The organism is Microcystis sp. LE18-22.4A (genome assembly GCF_027531105.1).
GTDB lineage: Bacteria > Cyanobacteriota > Cyanobacteriia > Cyanobacteriales > Microcystaceae > Microcystis > Microcystis aeruginosa.
This window is the reverse complement of the sequence record NZ_JAPZRB010000595.1, coordinates 1-24953: the sequence shown is the minus strand read 5'-3', so window position 1 is coordinate 24953 and position 24953 is coordinate 1. Positions and strand designations below refer to the sequence as shown.

Here is a 24953-nt window from a genome sequence, read left to right as displayed (position 1 = left end):
GGTTAGCATTGAAGAAGTTTGAGCGTAGCCTACTCTTTCTTGCTTTTCGTACCAAGCTTGTGTTCGTTCGTGGAGAGCTTTATTGTAAACCAATCTTACACAGCCCAAAGTGCGCCGCAATAGCGACTCTTGTTCGGGTGTTGGGTAAAATCGAAACGAATAGGCTTTTTCCATACCTCACATTTTAGCATATATTTCGTAAATGTGCTAATATTTAACAGTAAAGCCGTCGTAGAACGACGGGGTTTCAGACCCAAATTTTCGATGAACTCGACCCATTTGGTCGATTTTTGCTTAACAATTGAGATGGCAAATTCTCCTCAAATATGCCTGAATCGTGGGTAAGCAACTCACATAAAGTTAATTTTGTCAAGGATTGTTAAGATGCGCTTACCCTGCTAAAACCCCAACACCCTAAAACCCTAAAACCCCAAAACCCGACACCCAAGACCCTAATTTAGTGATTTAATAAAACCGACCACTGCTGCAGGAGATAAAAACTATGTGTATTCTCGGTTTTGATCCGGGTAAGGATAAATGTGGGATCGCGGTCAGGTCATCAACGGGGAAAATTTATACCCATGAGGTGATAGCATCGTCACAAGCGCTCGAGCGTTTAGCTAGTCTCTGTCAACAATATCCGCTCGAATTATTGGTGATGGGGAACCAAACCACCTCGAAAAGTTGGTGCCAAAAAATTGCCGCTCGTGTCACTATCCCGATTACTCTAGTAGATGAACGCAATAGTACCCTAGAAGCGCGCGATCGCTATTGGCAAATGTTCCCCCCCAAAGGATTACAGAAACTCATCCCCCAAGGTATGCGTCTTCCCGATCGCCCCATTGATGATATAGTGGCGATTCTGCTGATCGAACGTCATTTACAGTCCAAATAATGTCACACTACAAAATAGACACAGCAAGGTGAATTGACGATGCTCCTAAGTAAAGGTTTTGAAGTGGAAATGTACACCGGAACAGCAGCCGGAGAAATTATCGGTTTATCCGATCGCATTGTCAAGGATTTAGATGGTTTTGTCCTGGAACCGGATAGTCGTAACGTAGAATATACTACGGCTCCCATGACTAACTATGACCGTCTTTTATGCGCTACTTTAAAACCTCGTCTAGCTCTACGGCAATATTTGCGTCGTTTAGGCGATTATACCCTCATCCCTGGCAGTACCCTCTCCTTGGGCGATAGTCAATATTTTTATCGCAGTGACCCCCACAATCCCTATCATGACTATATTGAACAGACCTACGGCACTAATGTAGTCACGGCCAGTATTCATATTAACGTCGGTATTAGCGATTATGAGGATTTAATGCGTGCCTGTCGCTTAATTCGCCTAGAAGCTCCTTTATACTTGGCTTTAAGTGCTTCTTCTCCCTTTCTCGATGGGAAAATCACTGGGTCCCATTCCCGTCGTTGGCAAGTTTTCCCCCAAACTCCCGCTTATGTTCCCCTCTTTGAAAGTCATAAACATTTTGTCACTTGGACCCAGGAACAATTAAAACTCGGTACGATGCAGAATGTTCGTCATCTCTGGGTTTCGGTACGTCCTAACGGTAGCAATCGTCCCTATAATCTCAATCGTTTAGAATTGCGAATTTGTGACCTGATTGCTGATCCTATTAGTTTATTGGCAGTTATGGCTTTTTTAGAGGCCCGTTTAACTCAACTTTTACAGGATACCCAATTAGACCCTTTAATTTTAAGTCAATTACCCAGCAGCAATCGCAGCGAGGATTTATTAACTTTAACCCAAGAAAACGAACAGGCTGCCGCACGTTTTAGTCTTGATGCCACCCTGAGACATTGGTACGATGGCCGGGAAATCTTAGCTAGGGATTGGATTAAAGACCTCTATGTTCAAGTTTATCCGATCGCTAAAGAAAAGGGTTTTAGTTGTTTCCTCTCTCCCTTACAAAAAATCCTCCGCGAAGGTAACACTGCACAACAATGGTTAAAACAATACGACCAAGGTATGGATGTTAAAAGTATTATCAAACAGGCGATTATTACCCTAGAAAAAGAGGAACGAGAGTTAGAACATAAATTATGTCAGCATATTCTAGTTGCGTGAATAATTATTTTAAGGCCATGGTAATTAAACCCTGTTGACCGAGAAGAATTTCCCGCAGCAGCGTACAAATTCCCACCCAAATAATCGGAGAAATATCAACTCCTCCTAAGGGTGGGATGAGTCGACGCACGGGGATTAAAAAAGGTTCTGTGGGCCAGGCAATAATATTAAAGGGAAAGCTATTTAAATCTACCTGTGGATTCCAAGTCAGCACGATCCGTAAGATAAACAAAAGGGTCATCAACCCTAAGATAATTCCCAATGTCCAACTTAATGCGATCGCTGTGTCCATAGTCTCCAATCCCGTCTTTTTTACCGATTATCTTCCCTAAAATATAACAGTTTTTGTCTCATTTAATCATCCTAATCGCCCCAGCACCCTGCCAGTTATTCTTGTCAACCTCCCGGGTAAAAATGCCGCCAGAAAAAGTCCCCATAGGGCTTGACAAACTAGCTAGACTTGACTTATACTTTTATTATAATGGGAATCCGTGTCGTCCTGGAGACCCTCTCTTTTCAGGCCAGATGCAGAAGTAACTTAAAGATGACAGAATTTCGCATCGAGAAAGACAGCATGGGAGAAATTCCCGTACCTGCCGATAAACTTTGGGGAGCGCAGACCCAAAGATCCCTACAATACTTTAGTATCGGTGATAATCTCATGCCCCGGGAGATGATCGCGTCCTATGCCATTCTCAAAAAAGCCTGTGCAATTGTCAATCAGCAAAAAAATCGTCTCAGTCAGGAGAGAAAAAACCTAATCTGTCAAGTCTGCGATGAAATTTTAGCCGGACAACACGCGGATAACTTTCCCCTCTACGTTTGGATGACGGGAAGTGGCACCCAGTTTAACATGAACATCAACGAAGTCATCTCCAATCGTTGTAGTCAACTGACGGGGAATCCTCTGGGTAGCAAAACTCCCGTGGACCCCAACGATCATGTTAATATGTCCCAATCGACTAATGATTCCTTTCCCTCGGCCATGTATATTGCCGTTGCCTTGGCAGTCAAGGAAAAATTAATTCCCAGTCTGCAACTATTACGGAATAGTCTCGATGAAAAGGCGCAATTATGGGCAAATATAGTTAAAATTGGTCGCACTCACCTACAGGATGCCACCCCTTTAACCCTCGGACAAGAATTCTCCGGTTATGTGGGTTTATTGGATGATGGCAGCGATTGGCTAGAAAAATGTCTAGAAAAAGTCTATCGTTTATCCTTGGGAGGAACAGCAGTGGGTACGGGAATTAATGCTCCCCCAGATTTTGATCGAGATGTGGCTGCCGAAATCGCTAATCTGACCAAATTACCTTTTATTACCGCCCCTAATAAGTTTACCGTGCAAGGTTCCCACGATGCTCTAGTTTTCTTGAGCGGGGGATTGAAAACTATCGCTAGTTCCCTGTATAAAATTGCTAATGATATCCGTTTACTTAGCTGTGGTCCCCGTTGTGGATTAGGAGAATTACAGCTGCCGGAAAACGAACCGGGTTCTTCAATTATGCCGGGGAAAGTTAATCCCACCCAATGCGAAGCTTTATCGATGATAGCATTGCAGGTGATGGCTAATGATTTAGCGGTGACGATGGGAGGCGCCGGAGGACATCTGGAAATGAATGTCTATAAACCTCTGTTGATTCATAATCTCATGCAGTCTATCCGTTTGCTCACTGATGGTTGCGGTAATTTCTGTCAGTTTTTGGTTAAGGGGATGACTGCTAATCAAAAACAAATTGAGACTTTTTTAAATCAATCCTTGATGCTGGTGACTGCCTTAAGTCCCGTGATTGGCTACCAAAAGGCTGCCTACGTCGCTCATTATGCCCTAGAAAAGGATTTAACCCTGAAAGTGGCAGCCTTGCAACTGGGATACATCAAGGAAGCGGATTTTGATCGCATTGTTGACCCCGCTAAGATGGTCAATCCCTACGTTGCCGATGGTTAATTCTCTGAGGGGTTGACTGCTGTAAAAATCAGAGGTCGCAGGCAGGCACGGATTCCCATTATATATATGAGTATAAGGCAAGCGGCGGGATTTGTCAAGCCCCGCCGGTGAAAATTTCCGCTAAACTTGGCTAATGATAGCGAAGAAAACAAAGAGAAAAACCATAAATGCCCCTGCCATGCGGAAGAAGGATTTAGGAAGATTAATAACTTTCTCCAGTTTCAAGAAACCCACCAGAAAATAAGCGGCGATTGCTAGGAGAATCGGGATAACCACGCGCAAGATTGTGCCAAGGGGACCAGAGAAAAATTCACCGATTTTATAGCGGGGTGTATTTTCTTCCGCATGAGGAGGAATAGTTACACTTGTCCAAGTTTCTCCCCCATCGGTGGAACGAAAAACTGTAGTTTTAGCGCCACCAAAACCGAATAAAGTTTTATCTTGAGCGTAATTAGGAGAAAACTGGACGGAGATACCAGAGGAAGGGATACTATGAATTTTCACTAGGGGTATTTTAGGATCACCAATTGATTTAAAAGTTTCCCCGCCATCGGTAGATTTAAACAAACCATCTCCCTGTAAACTAACTATTACCGTGCGATCATTAGCATAATCAGGAGAGATAGCAATGGTTTCTACTGATGCCTGCGGATTAAACCCTGGTTTCTCTAATTTTGTCCAACTTTTAGCCCCATCTTTGGTGACAAACAAACCAGAAATTGTCCCAGCAAAAATAGTTCCATCACTGGGATAATTGGGAGACATTGCCAACTGCACATTAGAGGTTTTTGATAGGGGGGTTCCTTGGCTGACATTTTTCCAAGTTAGTCCACCATCAACACTTTGATAAATACCCTCTTTTCCCGTGACAAACAAAGTTTTATCCTTAGCAAAATCAGGGGAAGCTACCATGGCAGGGGCATAATTACCAAAAATTCTGCCCACTTCACTGATCTTTTTAACCGTATTTCCTCCATCGGTAGAACGAAATATTCTGCCTTGCTGATTGGTGAGAAAAAGAGTTTTATCCTTGGCAAAATCTGGGGAAGGAACTATCCTCGGACCGCGGACTTTCTGATCGATTTCGATAATTTTCCAGAAATCACCACTGTTATCGGATTTGGCAAATTTATTGCGTAAAAACCCCGCAAAAATAGTTCTATCTTCTCCATAGTTAGGAGAAAAGGCAATGTCAAAGAAACGCCGGGGATCTTGTCCTGATTCTTCGGGATCTTTACCAAGTCGGTAAACCTCTAAACCGCGATTAATTGGTGTCCAAGTTTCCCCTTTATCCCGACTGATGAAGATATTGCCTACATAATTAGCCATGACGACAGTGCCATCCTCGGCATAATTAGGAGAAACCGCCATGGCGATAACTGTTCCCCGGGCTAAAGTTTCTATTTCCTGCCATTGTTTGCCGCTATCTGTGGTTTTAAATAAGCCATTAAATCCCCCTAAAAACATCGTATCTTGAACTATTTTTAAATCCATAAAATGGGGAACTTTATAATCATCAGCCTGTTTATCTTTGGTTAAACCCTCGCTCATTTTTGTCCAACTTTTGCCCCCATCTTGCGAAACATACATTCCCTCATACCAAGTGATGGCATAAAGGGTTGAATTTTGGGTATACTGGGGAGAAATAACGATGTCTTCGATGATTTTATCCTTAATTCCTTCGTTAACAGCTTGGAAGGTTTTACCATCATCAACGGTTTTAAAAATACCTGCTTCTTTTGTGCCGACAAAAAAGGTTTGATCCCTGTCTAAATTAGGAGAAAAAGCAATTGTATCCACTGCCCCCACATTAGCAGGTAAGGGGAGATTCTGCCAAGTTTTCCCCCCATCGGAGGAACTGTATAATTTACCCTGTTCATCCCCGAAAAAAATTCGATCAGGATTGTTGGGAGTAATAGCTAGAGAGGTTATCAGTGCCGTGGTGGGGAAAATATTTGACCAATTTTTACCGCCATCTTCGGTTAAATAAACCCCTTTTTCTAATCCCACTGCCGCTGCTATATTGGGATCGGAAGGGGCAATTTCTACGAAGTTAATAAATTTAGTTTCCAAACCCTGATTAACTTTCTGCCAAGATTCCCCCGCATCTTCACTTTTATAAATACCATCGGATCTTGAAGCTAAATAGAGAATATTTTTATTGAGGGGAGATAGGGATAGGGAACTTAATTCCCCCGTATAATCTAAACCTTGAATTAATCTTGTCCAGTTGCTACCTCCATCCCTAGACTTATAAAAGTTATTTCGCACCAAGATATATACTGTATTATCTGTCTGGAAATCGGGAGAAACTTCCAATTGACTAATTACATCATGGGGACGATGGGCAAAAGCAGCATTACTCCAAAGACAAAAAACTGTAGCGATTATCAATAAAATGAGATTAAACTTGTGGGCGAATCTCAGCAAACTTTGGCGATTAATCATACTTAAACTGCTAATATCGAGGATAAAAATTGACCTAATCTAGCAAAGGGCGATCAAAATTTGACCGAGGGTTCTGTAAGAGTATAGACGAAAATGGCGATTATAACCATTACTAAAATCAGGCTTATTTGCTATCAGCATAGATTAGAACCAATCTCTACACTTTGATTATTGTAGAGACTCATTGCCTTTTGTAACCCTTGTTTGAGACCAAGTTCGATCGCTTTTCTGGACAAGTCTAACACTTTCAAGATCACTTGGTTTTCTTGGGGGGTGAATCGGCCTAAAACGTGGGAAATTGTCGCTTTTTCGGTTGATTTACCGATTCCTATGCGTAAACGAGCGAAGTTTTCCGTGCCAACGTGGGCAATCATTGATTTAATACCGTTGTGTCCGCCAGCCGATCCCGATAGACGGATTCTCAACCGGCCTAGGGGCAGATCCATATCATCGTAAATGACTAAAATCGACTCTGGAGCTAGTTTATACCAGTCCAGCACCGATCGCACCGATTGCCCGGAGCGATTCATATAGGTTTGGGGTTTCAAGAGACGAATTTTGCCCGGGAGAGGACTGTCACCTTCGGCAATAAAACCTTGAAATCGCTTGTTTTCCTGCCAAGATAGCCCCCAATCCCGTGCTAATGAGTCCACAGCTTCAAAACCGATATTATGACGGGTGCGATCATATTTGGGTTCGGGATTACCCAAACCGATAATTAGCTGAGGAATGATTAAATTAGGGGTTTTATCGGAATTCATAGGGGAAAATCGGGTTTTTAACCAGGACCCGACTCTTATTATCCCCGAATTAGCACTCCGAGCGCTGGAACAAAGTTTCTAGATAAACCTTGGCACAGCTATTTTGCTCCTCAAAATTCATCCTTTCGGAGGATTGACAATTAAGTAGAAAAAATGATAGAGCCGCCGTAAACACACCATCTTGATCCCAACCGGGGTGAGTTTCTAGATATTGTTGTAGGGATTGGTGGAGGATTTCGGGGATTTCTGCCAAGATACTGACTGATGTATTCATATCGTTTACCTCTAAATCTGAAGTGGGGAAATCCCTGACTGGTGCAGTGGACAGTAAGGACTATTGTGAGCCAAGTTGGGGGGAGTTGCAATATTACCAGATGTAAAGGAATGCTTTAGAAAAACTTAATATTTACGAGGGAATAAGGGTTAGAGCTAGATTTTATTTACTCAACTTAACAATAACTCAGTATCTATCGATGGGAATTTTGACAATCAAGATTAATTTTTTCTAGAAGCAAGTGCCGATTCTATCGCTGTTGCCTGTGGAAAAGTCTGGGTAAACTGTGGAAAACTTGGGAGTGAGTGGGGAAATACTGGGGAATGTATGGGGGAAAACATTGGGGAAAAATAAGATTTGCAAATTTTAATCCGTAGTGATGCTCAAGACTACTTAGGGTTTGCGGCAAAAAGTTTTTCGTGGGTGCAGGGTGTGGGGTGTGGGGTGTGGGGTTTTACCGATTTTGAGGTAGTAAGTTACCTAATTTTCAGGGAAAAAGTCCCAGAATTTTACCCCCGATCACTCCAATGGTCAGCACTTTTTGAGGTCAAAAAAGTCTAAAAGCCTTATCTAACAAGGTTTTTAGATTTATTCAGCCAACCCTACTTAGGCACTCTTGCCAGAGTACCTTTTCTAGCTGAATGCTGGCTGCTATGCTTTTACCACCAATACTGAACAGGTAGCTTCTGCCACCACGAGACTACTAACAGAATCTTCGATCACCCGTTGAACTCCCGTTAATCCCCGACTGCCGATCACGATCAGATCAGCATGATAGATATTAGCTAAACGAATAATTTCCTCCGCTGGATCACCAAAGATGACCTCGATTTCACTAGGGGCAGCAATCTGGGATTGATAGCAGCGCAATTGATCTTCAATGATCTCACGGGAGGGGTGAGGGCGATCAACTGGCGATTCATCTCCCTCCTTGCCGAGGATATGGGTGAGGATGAGGCAAGAATTTGCCGTTAGAGAAAGAGAATTCAAGGAATAAAGGACTCGATCCGATAATTCCCCACAATCTAAGGCAACAACGATATTTTTAAACATTTTGACTAAATCCTGCCGCTAAACAAACTTCCAATTAAGATTCCGGAGCAAAAAATCTTTGATTCTGCCATTATGCCTAGATAGACAATTTTATAGGTTATTGCGCTCGGTTAAGATTTCGTACCCCGTGGCGGTTACTAAGACAGTATGCTCAAACTGAGCGGAGAGAGCATTATCCATCGTCACCACCGTCCAACGATCGCGCAAAGTTCTGGTATGTTTAGATCCTGCGTTGACAATTGGTTCAATTGCCAGAGTCATCCCGGTGCGGAGTTTGACATTGGGTAACTGATTAGTGCGAAAATTAAATACCGAGGGTTCTTCGTGGAGATTTCTGCCGACTCCATGACCAGTAAAATCTTCTACCACCTGGAAACCGTTAGCTTGAACGTGATCTTCGATCGCTCCCGCAATATCGAGCAGATAATTGCCCGCTTTTACCTGATTTATGCCTTTATATAAAGCTTCTTCCGCCACGCGGATTAATTTTTCGGCTTTGGGAGAGACGGAACCGATCGCGATCGTGATACAGGAATCCCCATGATAACCTTGGTAGTAGGCCCCCGTATCTACCTTTAACACAGAACCGGCTTTGAGGCGTTTTTTCGGGCTAGGGATACCGTGAACGACTTCGTTATCGACGGAGGCACAAATCGAGGCAGGAAAGCCATAATAACCTTTAAAACTGGGAGTAGCACCCATTTCGCGAATACGTTTTTCCGCATAGACATCCAGATCCGCCGTCGTCATCCCGGGTTGAGCGATCTCGGCGATTTCCTTAAGGACTGTAGCGGCAATTTTACCCGCTTGTCGCATAATCACGATTTCTGCGGCGGATTTGGTCTCGATTCCCCGGCGGCTTTTCTGTACTCGCGGCGAACCTACTTGCTCTGGGGTTTTAGTTTCGGGAAAAAGCAGCTTGGTTAGGATGTTCATGGAGAGTTGGCTGTCGAGTCTTTACTTAACTTAGCATTTTCCCGGCGATCGATGACTGCTCTGGAGAAATCAAAAATCTTCCCTTAGGTGAGGAGACAGGAGACTCCGAGACAGGAGCAGGGAGCGGGGAGTGGGGAGATGGGGAGGTGGGGAGATGGGGAGATGAGGATAAAAAAGACAAGAGATAACTATCCTAGCCATAAAACCGAAAATTATCGCAAATTTATCTGATTTTTAAGATATTTTGAGCCGATAGCACCTCGAGAACTTACTTTTGCAGGAGAGCTAAGGGACATTTAGAAAAGCTATAGTAGGGAAAAGGCTATTTTTCCGGCGAGGTGACAATTTATGGCAGTCAAAAAAGAGTTTTCCAGTTTTCAGCAACTGTTGCAAACCACTAATCTCCCCGTGTTAGTGGATTTCTATGCCACTTGGTGCGGTCCTTGTCAAATGATGGCTCCGATTCTAGAACAAACGGGAATGTATTTCAAAAATCGCCTACAAATTGTCAAAATTGATACAGACAAATATCCTAATTTAGCCACTAAGTACGGTATTCAAGCTTTACCGACTTTAGTAGTCTTTAAAAATGGTCAACCGATCGATCGAATCGAGGGAGTGGTGCAGGTTAACCAACTGGTTCAACATTTACAAACTCTGTTGTAAGATAATTTTGAACCAGAACTAGGAGTTAGTGCCATGGCAAAGGCGATTTGGAATGGTGCAGTGGTAGCGGAAAGCGATAACTGCGAAATTGTCGAGGGAAACTACTATTTTCCCCCCGATACCATCAAAGCTGAATATTTTCAATCCAGTAACACCCATACCATTTGTTCTTGGAAGGGAGAGGCTAGTTATTATACTCTCAGGGTAAATGGACAGGACAATAAAGATGCCGCTTGGTATTATCCCGATCCTAAACCAAAAGCCCAAAATATCAAAGGATATATCGCTTTTTGGCGAGGTGTGCAGGTTGAGAAATGATCGCCATCTACCCCGGCAGCTTCGATCCAGTTACACTCGGTCATTTAGATATTATCGAACGCAGTGTGCCACTATTCGAGCGAGTAATCGTGGCAGTTCTTTGCAATCCCCATAAAAACCCCTTATTTACCGTCGAAAAACGCATAGAACAGATCAGTTACTGTACAAAACACCTGAAAAACGTTGAGATAGACAGTTTTTCAGGATTGACGGTTGAATATGCCAGATTGAAAGGCGCTAAGGTGCTGTTGCGGGGGTTGCGGGTCCTCTCAGACTTTGAAAAAGAACTGCAAATGGCCCATACCAATAAAACCCTCTGGGAAGGGATCGAAACGGTTTTTTTAGCCACCACCAAAGAATATAGTTTTTTAAGTAGTAGCGTGGTTAAAGAAATCGCTCAATTCGGTGGCTCCGTCACCCATCTAGTCCCAGAAAACGTTTCTAGAGATATTTACTCATACTACAGTTAACATACTAGAATACAGCAATGAGGACGATCTGAACCTATGGCGCGCCGAGAACCTAATGATCGCAGAAAAGCAGTACCTAACACTTCTAATAGTGGGGTTCCCAGTCCACCCGTCGATTTCGATATCTATCAGGATTTGGCGCGTCTGCAAGAGATGATTTTTGATAGTTTCCATATCCCCCTCACCCGTTGGACAATCATCGATGAGGGACAGATATCCGAACAGATCGATCTCATCTATGAAACCGTGCCACCAGCAGTACAGAAAGCTTTGGCAATTTTGCAGGAAGAACAGGAAATTATCACTAAAGCGGAGGAATACGCTCAACAAGTCCTTCGTTCCGCTCAACAAAGAGCCGCCCAAATTCTCGATGAGTCCGGTATTATTCAACAAGCAGAACGGCAAGCGGCCCAAATTCGTCAACGGGTTCAGCAGGAGTGTGAATCCTTGCAACAACAAACCCTCGATGAAATCGAACAGATGCGTCACAGCACCTTGCAGGAAGTGCAACAGTTACGACAAAAAACCCAAGCTGAATGTCATGAAATTCAAAAAGGCGCTGACGACTATGCCGAAGCGGTTTTAGAACATCTCGATCGAGAATTAGGGGAAATGTTACAAGTTATCCGCAACGGTCGTCAACAGGTAAGATCGAAACCAACATCTTCAAAAAATCTACCCGGAGAACGTCCTTAATCAGTGATCAGTGATCAGTGATCAGTTATCAGATGTAAGTTTTAAGTTAATTAGTTAGTTAGTTATCTTCATCTTTATCCCTGATTACTGTTTACTATTTACCGCTCACTGAAAAGAACCAAACCCCCAATCCCTCACTGATAACTGATAACGGAATTTAATGAATAACCCCTCCTCGAATTCCCATCTATTCGGACGCTTTGTCAGCGGGTTATTCAGCTGGAAAATTTGGTTATTTGTCCAGATATTTCAAGGCAGTAAAAGCTTTTATCGATTCCTGTATCATTATTTATATCGTCGTCCTAAAATCGATCGCATTCTCGGTAGCGATGTCATCTATATTCCTGAGAAAAAACTTTATAGCATTCCCCTCGATGTGCTGAAAATGGAGCGGCAAATAGTTAATAGCAATCACCAGCAGTTGACTTCTGTTACTACTTGGAAAGTTAAAACGATTCATCCCACCATCACCGAAACCGAGATACAATTCCACGATATTACCGTCGATTTACAACAGGTACACCTGATTAAATCAGACCTTAATAACTACGATTATACTAACACTCGCCGCTTGGCTCCTCTGGTGAAAACCTTACTTTTTGAAATTAACCCCAAAATTGCCAGTTTAGTAGAAAAGAAAAATCAATTACATAGACTGCGAAATCTGGCCGCATCTTCCGAAATTTTTCATTCACAAACTCCATTATATGCTCGAGCAATTAATCAAGTCCAGCTAATTATTGATCAAGCGGAAACTTTGAGACAAGAATGTTTAAAATTTATCCGAGAAACCCTGATCGAACGGGAATTAGTGCAATCCGATATCGATACCAATCTCGTTGATTTGCCCCTCGATTTTGCCAGTCAATATCAACTAATTCAAGAAAAATATCAACTCTGGAAAGAAGAAGTACAAGCTTATTTTGAATTAAAAGATTCTTCTCTACCTAAAAATTAACTATGACCATCAGTATTCAGTTATCAGTTCACTGTTTACTGTTCACTGAAAAAACTGCTCACTTTCCTATACTTTTTCAACAGGATTTAGTATTATGTCTAGTTTAACGGCAATTCGTGAACATATTTTTGCTTGGGGAAAACGCACCTATATCATGGGTGTTTTAAACGTTACTCCCGATAGTTTTAGTGATGGGGGAGAATTTGACAATGTTGAAAATGCCCTGCTACAGGCGATGAAAATGATCGAGGCCGGGGCTGATATAATCGATATCGGTGGTCAATCCAGCCGTCCGGGAGCCGAAGAAATTAGCCTAGAAGCAGAATTATCGCGAGTTATCCCCGTAATCACCGCTATTCGACAACAAAGTTCTATTCCTATCTCTCTCGATACTACCCGGGCGATCGTGGCAGCCCAAGGTATCGCCGCCGGGGCCGATTTGATCAATGATATTTCTGGGGGAACCTTCGATCGCCTATTATTGCCCACGGTGGCTAAATTGGCCGTTCCCATCATCCTCATGCACCTGCGGGGCAATCCGCAAACCATGCAATCTTTAACACATTATGACGATTTAGTCAAGGAAATTAAAGAATTTTTACAGAATCGCGTTAAGGAAGCTTTACAGTGGGGTATTGCTAGGGAAAATATTATCATCGATCCGGGGATTGGTTTCGCCAAAACTGGACGACAAAATCTTGAGTTATTGCGAGAATTAGGGCAATTTCGGGATTTAGGTTTACCTATTTTAATTGGATTGTCGAGAAAACGCTTTATCGGCGAGATTACAGGCAAAGATGACCCAAAAGAACGAGTTTTCGGAACGGCGGCGGCCTGTGCTTTAGCGATCGCTAAGGGGGCCGATATCCTGCGCGTCCATGATGTGGCTGCGATCGTAGATGTGAGTAAAGTGGTGGACGCAATCGAGCGAAGTTGAAAATTTTTGCTAGTCTTAGAATCATCCACACTTCGATCGAAATCAGCGATGAATAGCCAACTAACTAGCGATCATTGTATGTTACCCGTGATTCGATCTCCCCGGGATTATCAAGTTTTTCGCATTAGTGCTGGGGATACGAATCGTTTAGCGATCGTCTTCGATTCTACCGTAGCGGGGGATTCCTTGACCGTTTGTGTGGAAATTTTCGATCCCCACGGTCGCACCCCTACCCATCGTCATCATTTTGCCGTAGAAATGTTTTTTATCCTCAAAGGGGAAGGAATGGCTATCTGTGATGGTAAACCGATTCCCCTGGGGCCGGGGGATAGTTTATTAGTCCGTCCCACGGGTATTCACGAGATTAGAAATGTGGGGGACGGAAGACTTTATGCACTATGTTTTATGGTTCCTAATGAGGATTTTTCGGAATTAATTCGCAATGGTATCCCAGAGGAGTTAGACGCAGAAGATTTAGAGGTGTTGATGGGAACTATTAAAGGATAATCAAGCAATACCATCCCTTAAATTTTGGGCTTTTTTTCTAGAAAGAGGGCGATAAAAAAGGTAAAGGTTCCTCCCAGAAGTCCGAAGATTAGCCAATTTAATCTTGGATAGCCTTTATTGATAGCGATGACTGTAGCAATGCCACCGATGAGACAATGCCAGAAAAAAAGCAACAAGAATAAATCTAAGCTCGGGGAAATATCAGCAATTAGTTTCATATTTTATCAGTAGAGCGATCGAGTTAATTGTTTAGATAGCAAATCTCTAGAATTTTTCCAATGACCGAGTCCCTGAACCGATTTTATGTTTATTTACATCTATAAGTATTTCTCTTATTTTTTTGTCCAAGGCCATTTTGTTCCCATCTCGGTTAAAGCTGAAAAAAATAGATAGAGAATAAGAAGGGCAACACAAAAGAGAAAAGTCAATAAGTCGTTATTCATCGAGTTATCCCTGATAGCTTAAAGGTCACTGATTCGCTACTATCCATTTGCCCACTACTTAGCAATTACTGCTTTTCTAGACTGTTTAAACAGGATTGATTATTGTTGCTGTTGTGCCAAATAGTTAAGCACTGTTTCCAGAGTTAATTCTAAGCGTTCCGAGATTTGTTGCTGGGTTAAACCGAGGTCTTGCAGTAGCGGAATTGTTTTCAATTTTTGCAAGTTTATTCCCTGTTCAATTCCCTGTTCAATTCCCTGTTCAATTCCCTGTTCAATGCCCTCTCCAAAAGCTTCTTGATAGAAACGAGTTTGTTTTAGGTCTTGTAGTTCCAACATAGCTTCAATTTCCTCTCGATTACTGCTTTTCTAGACTGTTTAAACAGGATCGATCATTGTTGCTGTTGTGCCAAATAGTTAAGCACTGTTTCCAGAGTTAATTCTAAGCGTTCCGAGATTTGTTGCGGGGTTAAACCGAGGTCTTGCAGTAGAGGAATTGTTTTCAATTTTTGCAAGTTTATTCCCTGTTCAATTCCCTGTTCAATTCCCTGTTCAATACCATCTCCAAAAGCTTCTTGATAGAAACGAGTTTGTTTGAGGTCTTGTAGTTCCAACATAGCTTCAATTTCCTCTCGACTTTTTTGGGGTAATTTATAAATGATTATGGTTTCGATTAAATCAATGACATTTCTCTGCACTAAGCGATCGCTCACTTCTCTTTGAGCCTGTTTAATTAAAATCTTAGCAGAATTAACAGCTTGACTCTCACTTTCAGTGACCAATTTGATCATGGCGATCGCTAAGGAAGGAGTCTCGTCATTTGCCAATTCATCCAGATAGATTCTTTTAATCCTTGACAAGGATAACAAGTCTTCAAATTGCTGGGGATGTTCTCGCTCAATTTCTCGGCTAGGATAAATAACAACTATCTGCCAGGGTGAAACAGGTTTATACTGTCTAAGATATAAGAAAAGTTCCGAAAATAATCGATAATATAGGTCTTCATCCTTTTGAAACTGCACTTCTACCAGATAAAAGGGCGAATTTTCTAGATTATCGAGCGGCAAAAATAAACCATCCAATCGAAAAGCTAGTTGTTTAACTTCTTGGGAAGTAAATCGATAATTGCTAACGATAGCATCGGGTTGAGCGATTAATTCAAAGAACGAATCGGGAAAATCGAGAAACATTCGATAAAATATGCTGTCAGTTTTCATGCTGCCACAAAATTGCCTGTAATTTCAGCTTAATCCGCCTATGATCATCCCATCATTTCTGCAACCCGGTGCTAAAGTTTCTCTGGTGGCCACCAGTGGAGCCGTCAAGGAATTAGCCGCCCTAGAAAAAGGCGTAGAAATCTGGCGATCGAGGGGTTATCAAGTGGAATTTAGCGAGAATTGGGCTAATCGTCTCGGTTATCTCGCTGGTAGCGACGAGCAACGTCGTCAAGCTTTAGCCCAAGCATGGCAAGATCCCGATTGTCAAGCAATTCTCTGCGCTAGGGGGGGTTACGGTAGCGCTCGCCTCTTAGAAAATTGGACATGGGCAAAAACTAACCCGAAATGGTTAATCGGTTTTTCCGACGTGACGGGGATTTTATGGAGTTTAGCGAAACAGGGCATTTGTAGTGTTCACGGGGCAGTTTTAACCACCTTAGCCCAAGAAAGTCCCCAATCAATCGATCGCCTCTTTTCTCTTCTGGAAGGTCGTCCTTTAGCCCCTCTTGTCGGTCAAGGTTGGGGTGGGGGCAAAGTGCGGGGACGCTTATTACCAGCTAATTTAACCGTAGCCACCCATCTCCTCGGAACCTCGGTTCAACCCACCCTAGAGGGGGTAATTTTAGCCCTAGAGGACGTAACCGAGGCCCCCTACCGGATCGATCGAATGTTAACTCAGTGGCGAATGCTGGGCATTTTCTCCCAAATTAAAGGCATTGCTCTCGGTCGTTTTAGCCGTTGTCTGGCGGCCTCCGGTAGTGATAGTCAAACCGTAGAGGAAGTCTTAAAAGAGCGTTTGGGCGATTTGGGTATTGCGGTTATTGCTGAGTTACCTTTCGGTCATGATGGCGATAATGCCGCTTTACCGGTGGGAACAATGGTAGAACTGGACGGGGATCGGGGAATCTTAGAATTTTTCTATCCCCAATGATCCACTTTTTTGATAGTATCTTAGAGAAGTGTTAACAAATGTAACAAAAAATTAATTATAGATGAAAGTATTAGTTGTCGGTGCGACAGGAACCCTAGGGCGACAGATCGTGCGTCATGCCATCGATCAGGGACATCAAGTGCGTTGTTTGGTACGCAGTCAGAGAAAAGCGGCTTTTTTGAAGGAATGGGGCGCGGAATTAGTCGGGGGAACCCTACGGGATAAGAGTACCATTATTGCCGCTTTAGAGGGAATGGACGCGGTGATCGATGCCGCTACTGCCCGGGCGACGGACTCAGCCAGCATTAAACAGGTGGATTGGGATGGTAAAGTTAATCTGATTCAAGCGGCCAAAACTGCGGGAGTCGATCGCTTTATTTTCTTCTCGATTCTCAATGCCGAAAAATATCCCAACGTGCCTTTAATGGAGATAAAACGCTGTACCGAGAAATTTCTAGCAGAATCGGGTTTAAAATATACAATTCTGCGTCCCTGTGGCTTTATGCAGGGTTTAATCGGTCAATACGCCATCCCGATGTTAGATAATCAAACGGTCTGGATCACGGGGGAAAGTACGGCAATCGCCTACATGGACACCCAAGATATCGCTAAATTCGCCGTTCGCGCCCTAGAAGTCCCCGAAACCGTCGGTCAATCCTATCCTGTGGTGGGCAGCAAAGCTTGGAAAGCTGAAGAAATTATCGAAGTTTGCGAACGCTTATCGGGTAAAGAGGGGAAAATTTGGCGTTTACCCATGGGATTACTGCGTTTTATGCGGGGAATAAGCCGTTGTTTCCAATGGACCTATAATATATCCGACCGACTAGCTTTTGCGGAAGTTCTCGCTAGTGGTCAAGCTCTTGATGCCCCCATGGCAGAAGTTTATCAAGTATTTGGCCTTGATCCGAGTCAAACAACTACTTTAGAATCCTATTTACAAGAATACTTTAGCCGCATTCTCAAGAAGCTCAAGGAAATCGACTTCGAGAAACAAAAAGCTCAGAAGAAGAAGAAAACTCCTTTCAAAAAGAAAGCGTGATTCAGCAGTAGGAAAATTTGTCAATGCCCAAAATCGGCATTATTTACAACGATATTAAGCCTATCGCTTGTAAAACAGCCCATCAGATACAAGATCAGCTACTTTCCCTAGGTTGCCAGGTGTTTATGGCTACCGGCAGCGGTGGCCTGCTAGGCCATTCTAAACCCTCTCGTCCGGTTTGTTTTACCCCGATCGATCAGTTAGTCCCCCCCCACTTCGATCAGGATTTAAGTTTTGCGATCGTGTTGGGGGGCGATGGTACAGTCCTATCGGCGGCCCGGCAGTTGGCCACCCTCAATTTGCCCCTGTTAACGGTCAATACGGGACACATGGGCTTTTTGACCGAAATTTACCTAAATCAGCTTGAACCCGCCTTAGAACTGGTTCTAGAGGGAAATTACACCATCGAAAATCGCTCGATGATCACGGTGCGACTATTTCGCGAAGATACCCTCCTCTGGGAGGCACTTTCTCTCAATGAGGTGGTCGTCCACCGCGAACCCCTCACCAGTATGTGTCATTTTGAGATTCAAATTGGTGAACACGCGCCCGTCGATATCGCTGCCGATGGGGTGATTCTCTCCACTCCTACCGGTTCTACTGCCTATGCTCTCAGCGCCGGTGGCCCGGTAATAACTCCCGATGTGCCGGTATTACAATTAGCCCCCATTTGTCCCCATTCTTTAGCTTCCAGGTCCTTGGTATTTTCTGACAAGGAAACTGTAAATATTTTCCCGGCAACTGCTAATCGGATGGTGATGGTAGTGGACGGTAATGGCGGTTCTTATATCTTGCCAGAAGATCGAATTAATGTGCAGAAATCCCCCTACAATGTTCATTTTATTCGCCTGCAATCGACGGAATTCTTCCGCATCCTCCGGGAAAAATTAGGTTGGGGTTTACCTCATATTGCTAAACCAACTTCGGTGGAATTACCTTAATCAGTTATCAGTGATCAGTGATCAGTGATCAGTGATCAGATGTGAGCTTTCAGTTCACTGATTACTGGTTACTGTTTACTGATAGCTGAATTTATGCTCCCTTTTCGCACCAAAATAGCTTTTTATTTAGAGGATGTCACCACGGCGATCGGACTGACGGTAAATCTGCTTATCTTAGCATTAATTTTACTATCTTTGGGGATTTATGTGGCTCAAACCTATCCCTTATCCGCCACTTGGCAAATGTGGTTACGTCAGCTTGATTGGGGAATTTTAAGCTTATTTTCCCTAGAGTATTTAATTCGGTTTTGGTGTGCGGAATCAAAACTAGGCTTTGTTTTTAATATTTTTTCCATCCTAGATTTATTGTCAATTCTGCCCCTATTTTTTGGTTTTTTTGATATTAGATTTTTTAGAATTTTTCGCTGGTTTAGAATTTTGCGAGTGATTCGTTTTTTTGGTTCCGATCTTTCTATTTTTAGGATTAAAACTTCCGATCAGATAGTATTTACTCGCATATTACTAACTCTATTCTCGATTATTTTTGTCTATGCTGGTTTAATTTATCAGATCGAACACCCGATTAATCCTCAAGTCTATCGGACATTTTTTGATGCTTTTTACTTCGCCGTTGTGACTATGACTACCGTGGGATTTGGGGATGTAACTCCCCTTTCTGATGGGGGCAAAATGGTGACAGTTTTAATGATTTTAACGGGAGTTTTGTTAATTCCCTTGCAAATTAGCACTCTGACTAAACAACTATTAAAATCTGGCACTCAAATTGATTATCCTTGTCCAGATTGTGGTTTACCCCGTCACGATATAGATGCCAATTTTTGTAAAAACTGTGGGGCAAAACTCTTAAAAAAACCTGATTGAGACTAATTCTGGCGAAATTCAGGAGCCGGTCCTCAGGAGATTATTTTTATTTATTCTCCCCGCTTCCCCACTCCCCCACTTCCCCACTTCCCCACCCCCAATCCGTCTAAATGTTAAGTTAAGTATCGAAGAGCGGCCGTTTCATCACCCAGTAGTAATATAATCACTGAGTTATCAACTTTGATCCTTGAGTATGACTGCATTCACCACAACCCCCACCCTTGCCAATTTGCCCGCCAGTGACAGCCGTAGCCGCGTCAGTGAATTTATGAAATCCCTACAGGATGAAATTTGTCAGGGATTAGAAGAAGTGGATGGACAAGCAAAATTTATCGAAGATAGTTGGCAACGGCCCGAAGGTGGCGGCGGACGTTCGCGAGTTTTGCGGGAAGGGGCAATTTTTGAACAAGCAGGGGTGAATTTTTCGGAAGTTTGGGGGAAAGAATTACCTCCTAGCATTGCCAAACAACGGCCCGAGGCTGCCGGTCATCAATTTTATGCCACGGGAACCTCGATGGTCTTACATCCTCACAATCCTTATATTCCCACGGTTCACCTCAATTATCGCTATTTTGAAGCAGGTCCGGTTTGGTGGTTTGGCGGTGGCGCTGATTTAACTCCCTACTATGCTTTTGAAGAAGATGCTAGTCATTTTCACCGCACTTTTAAACAGGTTTGCGACCAACATCATCCCGAATATTATCCCGTTTTTAAACGCTGGTGTGATGAATATTTTTATCTCAATCATCGTCAGGAAGCCAGAGGCATCGGCGGGATTTTCTTTGATTACCAAGACGGTTTAGACCCTCTCTATCGTGGTCCTTTTGCCGAAAGTGATGCCGCTATCTATTCAGAAAAATTATCTCCCCAACAACCCCGCAACTGGGAAGAAATTTTTAGTTTCATTAATGACTGTGGCCGGGCTTTTCTACCCGCTTACGTTCCCATTGTCCAGAAACGGCGCTCGACGGAATACGGTGACAGAGAACGTCAGTTTCAACTCTATCGTCGCGGTCGTTATGTAGAATTTAATTTAGTTTATGATCGTGGCACAATTTTTGGGCTGCAAACTAACGGTCGTACCGAGTCGATTTTGATGTCTTTACCTCCTTTAGTTCGTTGGGAATACTGTTATCAACCTGCACCAAACACCCCAGAAGCAAAACTCTATGATGTCTTCCTAAAACCCCAAGATTGGGTTAATTGGCAAGGTTAAATCAGTTATCAGTTATCAGTTATCAGTTATCAGTTATCAGTTATCAGTTATCAGTTACCAGTTACCAGTTACCAGTTATCAGTTATCAGTTATCAGTTATCAGTTATCAGTTATCAGTTCACTGAAAATACTTCCCACACCCTTGTCAAGTAAATAAATCTAAAAATTTTGGCTAATTTTTGGACACCTCTCCATACTCGTCTGGAAACCACGGTGAAAAAGGGACAATTACTACCTAAAAATGCGTCTCTGTTAGTGGCATTGTCGGCAGGTCAGGATTCCCTCTGTTTAGGGCAATTATTGCTGGATTTGCGCCCTCGTTGGGGTTGGCAACTAGCGATCGCTCATTGTGATCACCGTTGGTCCTCCGACCGAGGATTAGTCACTCATGTGCGGGAAATCGCCGAAATTTGGCAATTACCTGTTTATATTACCACCGCACCCCCCATGGCGGAAACGGAAGCCAAGGCCCGACAATGGCGTTATCAAGCTTTACAAACAATCGCCCAAGAACAGGGTTTTAATTATCTTCTCACGGCACACACGAGGAGCGATCGAGCGGAAACTTTTCTTTATAATCTCACGCGCGGGGCGGGTAGTGATGGACTTTCTGCCTTAACTTGGTTGACAAGTTTAACCCCAGATATTTTTTTAGTCCGTCCCCTCTTAAATGTCACTCGCGGGGAAACTTTCGCTTTTTGTCAAAGTCGAGAATTACCGATCTGGTATGATCGAGCTAATGAGAATTTACGCTATGCTCGCAATCGCATCCGTCTGGAATTATTACCCTACCTGCAAACTAATTTAAATCCCCAAATCGAAAAACATCTCGCCCAAACTGCCGAAATTTTGGAAGCAGAAAGCGATTATTTAGATAGTATTGCCCGGGATATTTTTCGTCAGGTTATCGATCTAGATCAACAAAGACTCGATCGCTCCCCTTTACAAATTCTACCTCTAGCGATACAAAGACGAGTGATTCGTTTATTTTTGGCTCAATATTTACCCTCATCCCCTAATTTTGCCGAAGTTGAGTCAGTGGTTAATCTCATTACCGGTGTTAATCGCGATGCCACTTCTTCCTTAACTGGCAAAATTCGGGTAGAAGTACAACAAAATTGGCTATATATCAGTTATCAGTGATCAGTTATCAGATTACAGTTTTAAGTGGACAGTGTTAGGTGAAAACTTCGCTACTTTCTTTTCACTGATTAAGTGGGTGGGTGGAATTAAATATAAGATGAACGTAGGTTGGGTTGAAGCATGAAACCCAACACCCGCTCATGTTACGCTACCGCTAACCCATCCTACAAATAATTGTGCCTCCCTACTTACTGCTTACTGTTTACTGTTCACTGAAAAACCCCATCTCCCCATTCTAGTTATCTCTAGCTAACTTTTACAGCAATTGGTTTAAGAAGAAACTATAATTAGTAATACAATTAAACTAAAAATAAAATTGGCGTAGAATAATGAGCGAAACTAAAGTAATTAATCGAGAAAGTTTACTGGTCAATCTCCGGCAACAACTGCGAGTTGGACAACAGGAATTAGCCGATTGGCAAGGGGGAAAAATGGCCATTTCTGCGGTGCCAGGGGCAGGAAAATCCCACAGTTTGGCCGTAGCTGCCGCTATGGTTATTGCTCGTGAGCAACTTCATGCTAAAAAACAGTTAATTATTGTCACCTACACGCGCTCGGCTGCCGCTAGTATTAAAGCTAAAATTAAACAACGCTTGCAAGATTTACAACTTTCTGCCCAAGGTTTCAGCGTCCAAACTCTGCACGGACTGGCCCTACAATTGGCCCGTCGTTACCCGGAATTATCGGGATTAGACCTCGAATCTTCTACCTTAGTTATTCCGACTCCTAGCCACAGAATTATTAGAAACTCGGTGGAAAAATGGCTAATTGCCGACCCAATTCGTTATCAAAAGTTATTAGAAGGAGTGGAATTTGATGGGGAAGAAACAGAAAGATTACGCCGTCAATCGGTGCTGAGAACCGAAATTTTACCTAGTCTTGCCTATACGGCCATTCATGAGCTAAAAAGTTCGGGATTATCACCGCAGCAAGTTTGGGAATTAAGCCACTATACCGACGATAATTATCAAATTCTCGCTATTGCTAGTGGTTTGTACCAACAGTATGAAATCCTGATGCGTCAGAAAAACTATATAGATTATGATGACATGATTTTAGGAGCCTTGCGGGTATTAGAGGAAGAAAAAATTCGCCGACAATGGCAAAAATCTGTCTTTGGAGTCTTTGAAGATGAGGCACAGGATTCTAGTCCTCTCCAAGAAAAACTAATTACTATTTTAGCAAAAAATAATGACGGGGAAATACCTAATTTAATTCGCGTCGGCGATCCCAATCAAGCCATTAATTCTACCTTTACCCCCGCCGATCCTGTTTACTTTAATTGGTTTTGTGAAAGTTGTCAAAACGAAGGCAATTTATCCACTATGAACCAAGCAGGTCGCAGCAATACTAAAATTATCGAAGCTGCTAATTTAGTTTTACAATGGGTCGATCGAGATTGGAAACAGGGAAAAGATAATCATAAAGTTACCGAGGCTCCTTTTCGGGTTCAAGCGATCCTTCCCGTCAGCGCCGAAGATCCCCAACCTAATCCAGTTAAGGAGGGAAAAGGATTAGAAATTTATCAACCCGATGACATTTATCAAACAGTGGAATTAATTGAAAAACGTCTAGTTAAATTACTCCAAGAAAACCCTCAACATAATGCGGCTATCCTCGTTAGAGAAAATCGACAGGGACACTTTTTTGCTCAAAAATTTGCCCATTTTTATAAAAGTTATCAAATCAGAATTTTTGAAGCTAACGAGATTGATCGCTTTTCCCAAATTCCCGCCGAAATGCTGAAACTATTAGCTTTTGTCGAACGTCCCCACTCTCCCGATTATCTCAAAGCGGCTTTAGAAGTGCTACAATTTAGGGGTTTAATTACTGCCCAAGACTTAAATCCTTTAGTTACCTATCCCGAACAATTTCTTTATCCCACTCCCCTCGATCCCGAACTGAAATCTAACGAAAAAATCGCCCGTCGTTATTGCAGCAGTTTACTAAAAGCTAGATTAGAATTACCCCATTATCAACTCCTGTCTTTTTTCGCTATGACTCTCCAATATTCGGGGTCAGAATTAGCCACTTTGCAAAAATTAACCGCCCGTATTTATCAGGAAACTGCTGGTAATAGTTCTCTAAAAAATACAATCAATACTCTCAATGAAATTATCGCCTCTGAGCGCTTTGAAGGAGTGGAAGAAGATAACGACGATTGTTATACTCGTCCCGGACAACTGACGATTATTACTATGCACAAAGCCAAGGGTTTAGACTGGGATTATGTTTTTATTCCCTTTCTTCACGAAGATATTATCCCGGGCAAACCTTGGGTTCCCAATGGGGCGAAATTTTTGGCAGATTTTACCCTCGCAGAAGTGGCCCGGGCGCAAATTCGAGCAGCAGTTCATCAACGCTATTTAAACCCCGACAGCATACCAATTATTCCCCCACCTTTAAGCGCTTGGTTAGAAGCTGGACAACTTAAAAAAGCTGAAGAATACCGACTTTTGTATGTAGCGATGACGCGAGCAAAAAGACTTTTATGGATGTCGAGTGAAAAAAAAGCTCCTTTCCGTTGGAACACTTTTCGCGGAGATGAAAGTAGTCAATTACAGGATAAAAATCCCTGTCCTGTCTTTCCTGTTTTAATCAATGCTTTCCCCGATTCTTTCTGTGTTTAACTGTTGCTGCAGCGTCCGCGGATAAAGAATTAGGAAGACAAACCACCAGAGGAGTATAGGAATAGATAGGAGTAGGGTTAACCAGAGACGCTGAGTTAAAAACCAACAGCCAGCAATCAGGGTAATTCCTGTCAATAAAATCGACCAAGGTTGACACCAACGGGGTTTGTGGTCCCAAACGCTACTAGATTTCGAGTTGGACATTAGTTAAGGGGCGGTAATTTAAGTAGTAGGAAAAAATTAACGTCTTGGTTAGGATAGGCACTCATGCAAGAGGTGGTTAGATATGTCTAATTAATTGTGTCTAGCTACTTAGGGTTTGCTGAATAAATCTAAAAACCTTGTTGGATAAGACTTTTGGACTTTTTTCCCCTCAAAAAGTGCCAGCCATTGCGGGGATCGGGGGAAAATTCAGGTACTTTTTCCCTGAAAATTAGGTAGTTGACCACCTGA

27 protein-coding genes and 1 pseudogene are annotated in these 24953 nt (G+C 42.8%); 17 read left to right on the top strand and 11 right to left on the bottom strand.

What is annotated here, in order from left to right:
- On the bottom strand, positions 1 to 174 hold a 174-nt coding region (locus O9295_RS25675), incomplete at its 3' end, for a helix-turn-helix domain-containing protein (protein ID WP_287711410.1).
- A gap of 328 nt (positions 175 to 502) precedes the next feature.
- Here O9295_RS25675 and O9295_RS25670 point away from each other — a divergent pair.
- Together O9295_RS25670 and gshA are read left to right on the top strand one after the other, a co-directional pair.
- The gene (locus tag O9295_RS25670) at positions 503 to 895 is read left to right on the top strand and encodes a pre-16S rRNA-processing nuclease YqgF (protein ID WP_002758073.1); all 393 of its coding nucleotides are present in this window, start codon (positions 503 to 505) and stop codon (positions 893 to 895) included.
- Between the two features lie 39 nt (positions 896 to 934).
- Positions 935 to 2089, top strand: coding sequence for a glutamate--cysteine ligase (gene gshA / locus O9295_RS25665; protein WP_288036122.1), 1155 nt, complete (start codon positions 935 to 937; stop codon positions 2087 to 2089).
- Positions 2090 to 2093: 4 nt separating this feature from the next.
- On the opposite strand, the gene O9295_RS25660 is transcribed toward gshA, so the two are convergent.
- Positions 2094 to 2381, bottom strand: a complete 288-nt coding sequence (locus tag O9295_RS25660; RefSeq protein WP_287626926.1) for a YggT family protein — start codon at positions 2379 to 2381, stop codon at positions 2094 to 2096.
- A 252-nt stretch (positions 2382 to 2633) separates the two neighbouring features.
- Between O9295_RS25660 and fumC the strand changes: the two genes are divergently transcribed.
- On the top strand, positions 2634 to 4037 hold the full coding sequence (fumC, locus tag O9295_RS25655) for a class II fumarate hydratase (protein ID WP_061431054.1): 1404 nt from the start codon (positions 2634 to 2636) through the stop codon (positions 4035 to 4037).
- A 120-nt stretch (positions 4038 to 4157) separates the two neighbouring features.
- Here fumC and O9295_RS25650 read toward each other — a convergent pair whose 3' ends face one another.
- The 5 genes from O9295_RS25650 to map all read right to left on the bottom strand — a co-directional run bounded on the left by O9295_RS25650 (position 4158) and on the right by map (position 9509).
- Positions 4158 to 6485: a VPS10 domain-containing protein gene (locus O9295_RS25650; protein WP_288036120.1), complete on the bottom strand. Its 2328-nt coding sequence runs from the start codon at positions 6483 to 6485 to the stop codon at positions 4158 to 4160.
- A 134-nt stretch (positions 6486 to 6619) separates the two neighbouring features.
- Positions 6620 to 7246 (bottom strand): aminoacyl-tRNA hydrolase, encoded by a 627-nt coding sequence (gene pth, locus O9295_RS25645; protein ID WP_061430600.1) that lies wholly within the window; start codon positions 7244 to 7246, stop codon positions 6620 to 6622.
- A 49-nt stretch (positions 7247 to 7295) separates the two neighbouring features.
- Positions 7296 to 7520, bottom strand: coding sequence for a DUF2811 domain-containing protein (locus O9295_RS25640; RefSeq protein ID WP_002800048.1), 225 nt, complete (start codon positions 7518 to 7520; stop codon positions 7296 to 7298).
- 651 nt (positions 7521 to 8171) lie between these two features.
- Entirely contained in the window at positions 8172 to 8573 is a 402-nt protein-coding gene (locus tag O9295_RS25635; RefSeq protein WP_288036117.1) for a universal stress protein, read from the bottom strand.
- Between the two features lie 90 nt (positions 8574 to 8663).
- Complete coding sequence (gene map, locus O9295_RS25630; protein ID WP_288036116.1) at positions 8664 to 9509, bottom strand: type I methionyl aminopeptidase; 846 nt, start codon at positions 9507 to 9509, stop codon at positions 8664 to 8666.
- Between the two features lie 348 nt (positions 9510 to 9857).
- On the opposite strand from map, the gene trxA reads away from it, so the two are divergent.
- The 7 genes from trxA to O9295_RS25595 all read left to right on the top strand — a co-directional run bounded on the left by trxA (position 9858) and on the right by O9295_RS25595 (position 14061).
- Positions 9858 to 10175 carry a thioredoxin gene (gene trxA, locus O9295_RS25625; protein WP_045360722.1) on the top strand — a complete coding sequence of 106 codons (318 nt, stop codon included), beginning with the start codon at positions 9858 to 9860 and terminating at the stop codon, positions 10173 to 10175.
- A 33-nt stretch (positions 10176 to 10208) separates the two neighbouring features.
- On the top strand, positions 10209 to 10493 hold the full coding sequence (locus O9295_RS25620; RefSeq protein WP_004163118.1) for a DUF427 domain-containing protein: 285 nt from the start codon (positions 10209 to 10211) through the stop codon (positions 10491 to 10493).
- Positions 10490 to 10963 carry a pantetheine-phosphate adenylyltransferase gene (gene coaD, locus O9295_RS25615; protein ID WP_002758057.1) on the top strand — a complete coding sequence of 158 codons (474 nt, stop codon included), beginning with the start codon at positions 10490 to 10492 and terminating at the stop codon, positions 10961 to 10963. Before O9295_RS25620 ends, coaD begins: the two co-directional genes overlap by 4 nt.
- A gap of 36 nt (positions 10964 to 10999) precedes the next feature.
- Positions 11000 to 11659: an ATP synthase subunit B family protein gene (locus O9295_RS25610; protein ID WP_041803739.1), complete on the top strand. Its 660-nt coding sequence runs from the start codon at positions 11000 to 11002 to the stop codon at positions 11657 to 11659.
- A 160-nt stretch (positions 11660 to 11819) separates the two neighbouring features.
- On the top strand, positions 11820 to 12617 hold the full coding sequence (locus O9295_RS25605) for a hypothetical protein (protein WP_288036115.1): 798 nt from the start codon (positions 11820 to 11822) through the stop codon (positions 12615 to 12617).
- 94 nt (positions 12618 to 12711) lie between these two features.
- Positions 12712 to 13554: a dihydropteroate synthase gene (gene folP, locus O9295_RS25600; protein ID WP_288036114.1), complete on the top strand. Its 843-nt coding sequence runs from the start codon at positions 12712 to 12714 to the stop codon at positions 13552 to 13554.
- A 48-nt stretch (positions 13555 to 13602) separates the two neighbouring features.
- Positions 13603 to 14061, top strand: coding sequence for a cupin domain-containing protein (locus tag O9295_RS25595; protein ID WP_002758047.1), 459 nt, complete (start codon positions 13603 to 13605; stop codon positions 14059 to 14061).
- 17 nt (positions 14062 to 14078) lie between these two features.
- Here O9295_RS25595 and O9295_RS25590 read toward each other — a convergent pair whose 3' ends face one another.
- From O9295_RS25590 to O9295_RS25580, 3 genes and pseudogenes are all read right to left on the bottom strand, one after another.
- Positions 14079 to 14279 (bottom strand): hypothetical protein, encoded by a 201-nt coding sequence (locus O9295_RS25590; protein ID WP_079207132.1) that lies wholly within the window; start codon positions 14277 to 14279, stop codon positions 14079 to 14081.
- Positions 14280 to 14603: 324 nt separating this feature from the next.
- Positions 14604 to 14861: pseudogene (locus O9295_RS25585) on the bottom strand (Rpn family recombination-promoting nuclease/putative transposase); the annotation flags it as partial.
- A 32-nt stretch (positions 14862 to 14893) separates the two neighbouring features.
- On the bottom strand, positions 14894 to 15718 hold the full coding sequence (locus O9295_RS25580) for an Rpn family recombination-promoting nuclease/putative transposase (protein ID WP_288036111.1): 825 nt from the start codon (positions 15716 to 15718) through the stop codon (positions 14894 to 14896).
- A gap of 40 nt (positions 15719 to 15758) precedes the next feature.
- Here O9295_RS25580 and O9295_RS25575 point away from each other — a divergent pair, with 40 nt between their 5' ends.
- The 7 genes from O9295_RS25575 to O9295_RS25545 all read left to right on the top strand — a co-directional run bounded on the left by O9295_RS25575 (position 15759) and on the right by O9295_RS25545 (position 24500).
- Positions 15759 to 16649: a S66 peptidase family protein gene (locus O9295_RS25575; RefSeq protein ID WP_288036109.1), complete on the top strand. Its 891-nt coding sequence runs from the start codon at positions 15759 to 15761 to the stop codon at positions 16647 to 16649.
- A 61-nt stretch (positions 16650 to 16710) separates the two neighbouring features.
- Positions 16711 to 17688, top strand: coding sequence for an SDR family oxidoreductase (locus O9295_RS25570; protein WP_002765356.1), 978 nt, complete (start codon positions 16711 to 16713; stop codon positions 17686 to 17688).
- Between the two features lie 23 nt (positions 17689 to 17711).
- Entirely contained in the window at positions 17712 to 18629 is a 918-nt protein-coding gene (locus O9295_RS25565) for an NAD(+) kinase (RefSeq protein ID WP_147069238.1), read from the top strand.
- 93 nt (positions 18630 to 18722) lie between these two features.
- Positions 18723 to 19511 carry an ion transporter gene (locus tag O9295_RS25560; protein WP_004163109.1) on the top strand — a complete coding sequence of 263 codons (789 nt, stop codon included), beginning with the start codon at positions 18723 to 18725 and terminating at the stop codon, positions 19509 to 19511.
- 193 nt (positions 19512 to 19704) lie between these two features.
- Positions 19705 to 20727, top strand: a complete 1023-nt coding sequence (hemF, locus tag O9295_RS25555) for an oxygen-dependent coproporphyrinogen oxidase (RefSeq protein WP_002762975.1) — start codon at positions 19705 to 19707, stop codon at positions 20725 to 20727.
- A gap of 168 nt (positions 20728 to 20895) precedes the next feature.
- On the top strand, positions 20896 to 21870 hold the full coding sequence (gene tilS, locus O9295_RS25550) for a tRNA lysidine(34) synthetase TilS (RefSeq protein ID WP_288036105.1): 975 nt from the start codon (positions 20896 to 20898) through the stop codon (positions 21868 to 21870).
- Between the two features lie 329 nt (positions 21871 to 22199).
- The gene (locus tag O9295_RS25545; RefSeq protein ID WP_288036103.1) at positions 22200 to 24500 is read left to right on the top strand and encodes an ATP-dependent helicase; all 2301 of its coding nucleotides are present in this window, start codon (positions 22200 to 22202) and stop codon (positions 24498 to 24500) included.
- Here O9295_RS25545 and O9295_RS25540 read toward each other — a convergent pair.
- Entirely contained in the window at positions 24465 to 24704 is a 240-nt protein-coding gene (locus O9295_RS25540; RefSeq protein WP_016514583.1) for a DUF6737 family protein, read from the bottom strand. The genes O9295_RS25545 and O9295_RS25540 overlap by 36 nt on opposite strands.
- Positions 24705 to 24953: the final 249 nt, after the last annotated feature.

Excerpts from the sequence above, each read along its gene's own strand:
- O9295_RS25670 (WP_002758073.1), top strand. The coding sequence starts at position 503 with ATGTGTATTCTCGGTTTTGATCCGGGTAAGGATAAATGTGGGATCGCG.
- gshA (WP_288036122.1), top strand. The coding sequence starts at position 935 with ATGCTCCTAAGTAAAGGTTTTGAAGTGGAAATGTACACCGGAACAGCA.
- O9295_RS25660 (WP_287626926.1), bottom strand. The coding sequence starts at position 2,381 with ATGGACACAGCGATCGCATTAAGTTGGACATTGGGAATTATCTTAGGG.
- fumC (WP_061431054.1), top strand. The coding sequence starts at position 2,634 with ATGACAGAATTTCGCATCGAGAAAGACAGCATGGGAGAAATTCCCGTA.
- O9295_RS25650 (WP_288036120.1), bottom strand. The coding sequence starts at position 6,485 with ATGATTAATCGCCAAAGTTTGCTGAGATTCGCCCACAAGTTTAATCTC.
- pth (WP_061430600.1), bottom strand. The coding sequence starts at position 7,246 with ATGAATTCCGATAAAACCCCTAATTTAATCATTCCTCAGCTAATTATC.
- O9295_RS25640 (WP_002800048.1), bottom strand. The coding sequence starts at position 7,520 with ATGAATACATCAGTCAGTATCTTGGCAGAAATCCCCGAAATCCTCCAC.
- O9295_RS25635 (WP_288036117.1), bottom strand. The coding sequence starts at position 8,573 with ATGTTTAAAAATATCGTTGTTGCCTTAGATTGTGGGGAATTATCGGAT.
- map (WP_288036116.1), bottom strand. The coding sequence starts at position 9,509 with ATGAACATCCTAACCAAGCTGCTTTTTCCCGAAACTAAAACCCCAGAG.
- trxA (WP_045360722.1), top strand. The coding sequence starts at position 9,858 with ATGGCAGTCAAAAAAGAGTTTTCCAGTTTTCAGCAACTGTTGCAAACC.
- O9295_RS25620 (WP_004163118.1), top strand. The coding sequence starts at position 10,209 with ATGGCAAAGGCGATTTGGAATGGTGCAGTGGTAGCGGAAAGCGATAAC.
- coaD (WP_002758057.1), top strand. The coding sequence starts at position 10,490 with ATGATCGCCATCTACCCCGGCAGCTTCGATCCAGTTACACTCGGTCAT.
- O9295_RS25610 (WP_041803739.1), top strand. The coding sequence starts at position 11,000 with ATGGCGCGCCGAGAACCTAATGATCGCAGAAAAGCAGTACCTAACACT.
- O9295_RS25605 (WP_288036115.1), top strand. The coding sequence starts at position 11,820 with ATGAATAACCCCTCCTCGAATTCCCATCTATTCGGACGCTTTGTCAGC.
- folP (WP_288036114.1), top strand. The coding sequence starts at position 12,712 with ATGTCTAGTTTAACGGCAATTCGTGAACATATTTTTGCTTGGGGAAAA.
- O9295_RS25595 (WP_002758047.1), top strand. The coding sequence starts at position 13,603 with ATGAATAGCCAACTAACTAGCGATCATTGTATGTTACCCGTGATTCGA.
- O9295_RS25590 (WP_079207132.1), bottom strand. The coding sequence starts at position 14,279 with ATGAAACTAATTGCTGATATTTCCCCGAGCTTAGATTTATTCTTGTTG.
- O9295_RS25580 (WP_288036111.1), bottom strand. The coding sequence starts at position 15,718 with ATGAAAACTGACAGCATATTTTATCGAATGTTTCTCGATTTTCCCGAT.
- O9295_RS25575 (WP_288036109.1), top strand. The coding sequence starts at position 15,759 with ATGATCATCCCATCATTTCTGCAACCCGGTGCTAAAGTTTCTCTGGTG.
- O9295_RS25570 (WP_002765356.1), top strand. The coding sequence starts at position 16,711 with ATGAAAGTATTAGTTGTCGGTGCGACAGGAACCCTAGGGCGACAGATC.
- O9295_RS25565 (WP_147069238.1), top strand. The coding sequence starts at position 17,712 with ATGCCCAAAATCGGCATTATTTACAACGATATTAAGCCTATCGCTTGT.
- O9295_RS25560 (WP_004163109.1), top strand. The coding sequence starts at position 18,723 with ATGCTCCCTTTTCGCACCAAAATAGCTTTTTATTTAGAGGATGTCACC.
- hemF (WP_002762975.1), top strand. The coding sequence starts at position 19,705 with ATGACTGCATTCACCACAACCCCCACCCTTGCCAATTTGCCCGCCAGT.
- O9295_RS25545 (WP_288036103.1), top strand. The coding sequence starts at position 22,200 with ATGAGCGAAACTAAAGTAATTAATCGAGAAAGTTTACTGGTCAATCTC.
- O9295_RS25540 (WP_016514583.1), bottom strand. The coding sequence starts at position 24,704 with ATGTCCAACTCGAAATCTAGTAGCGTTTGGGACCACAAACCCCGTTGG.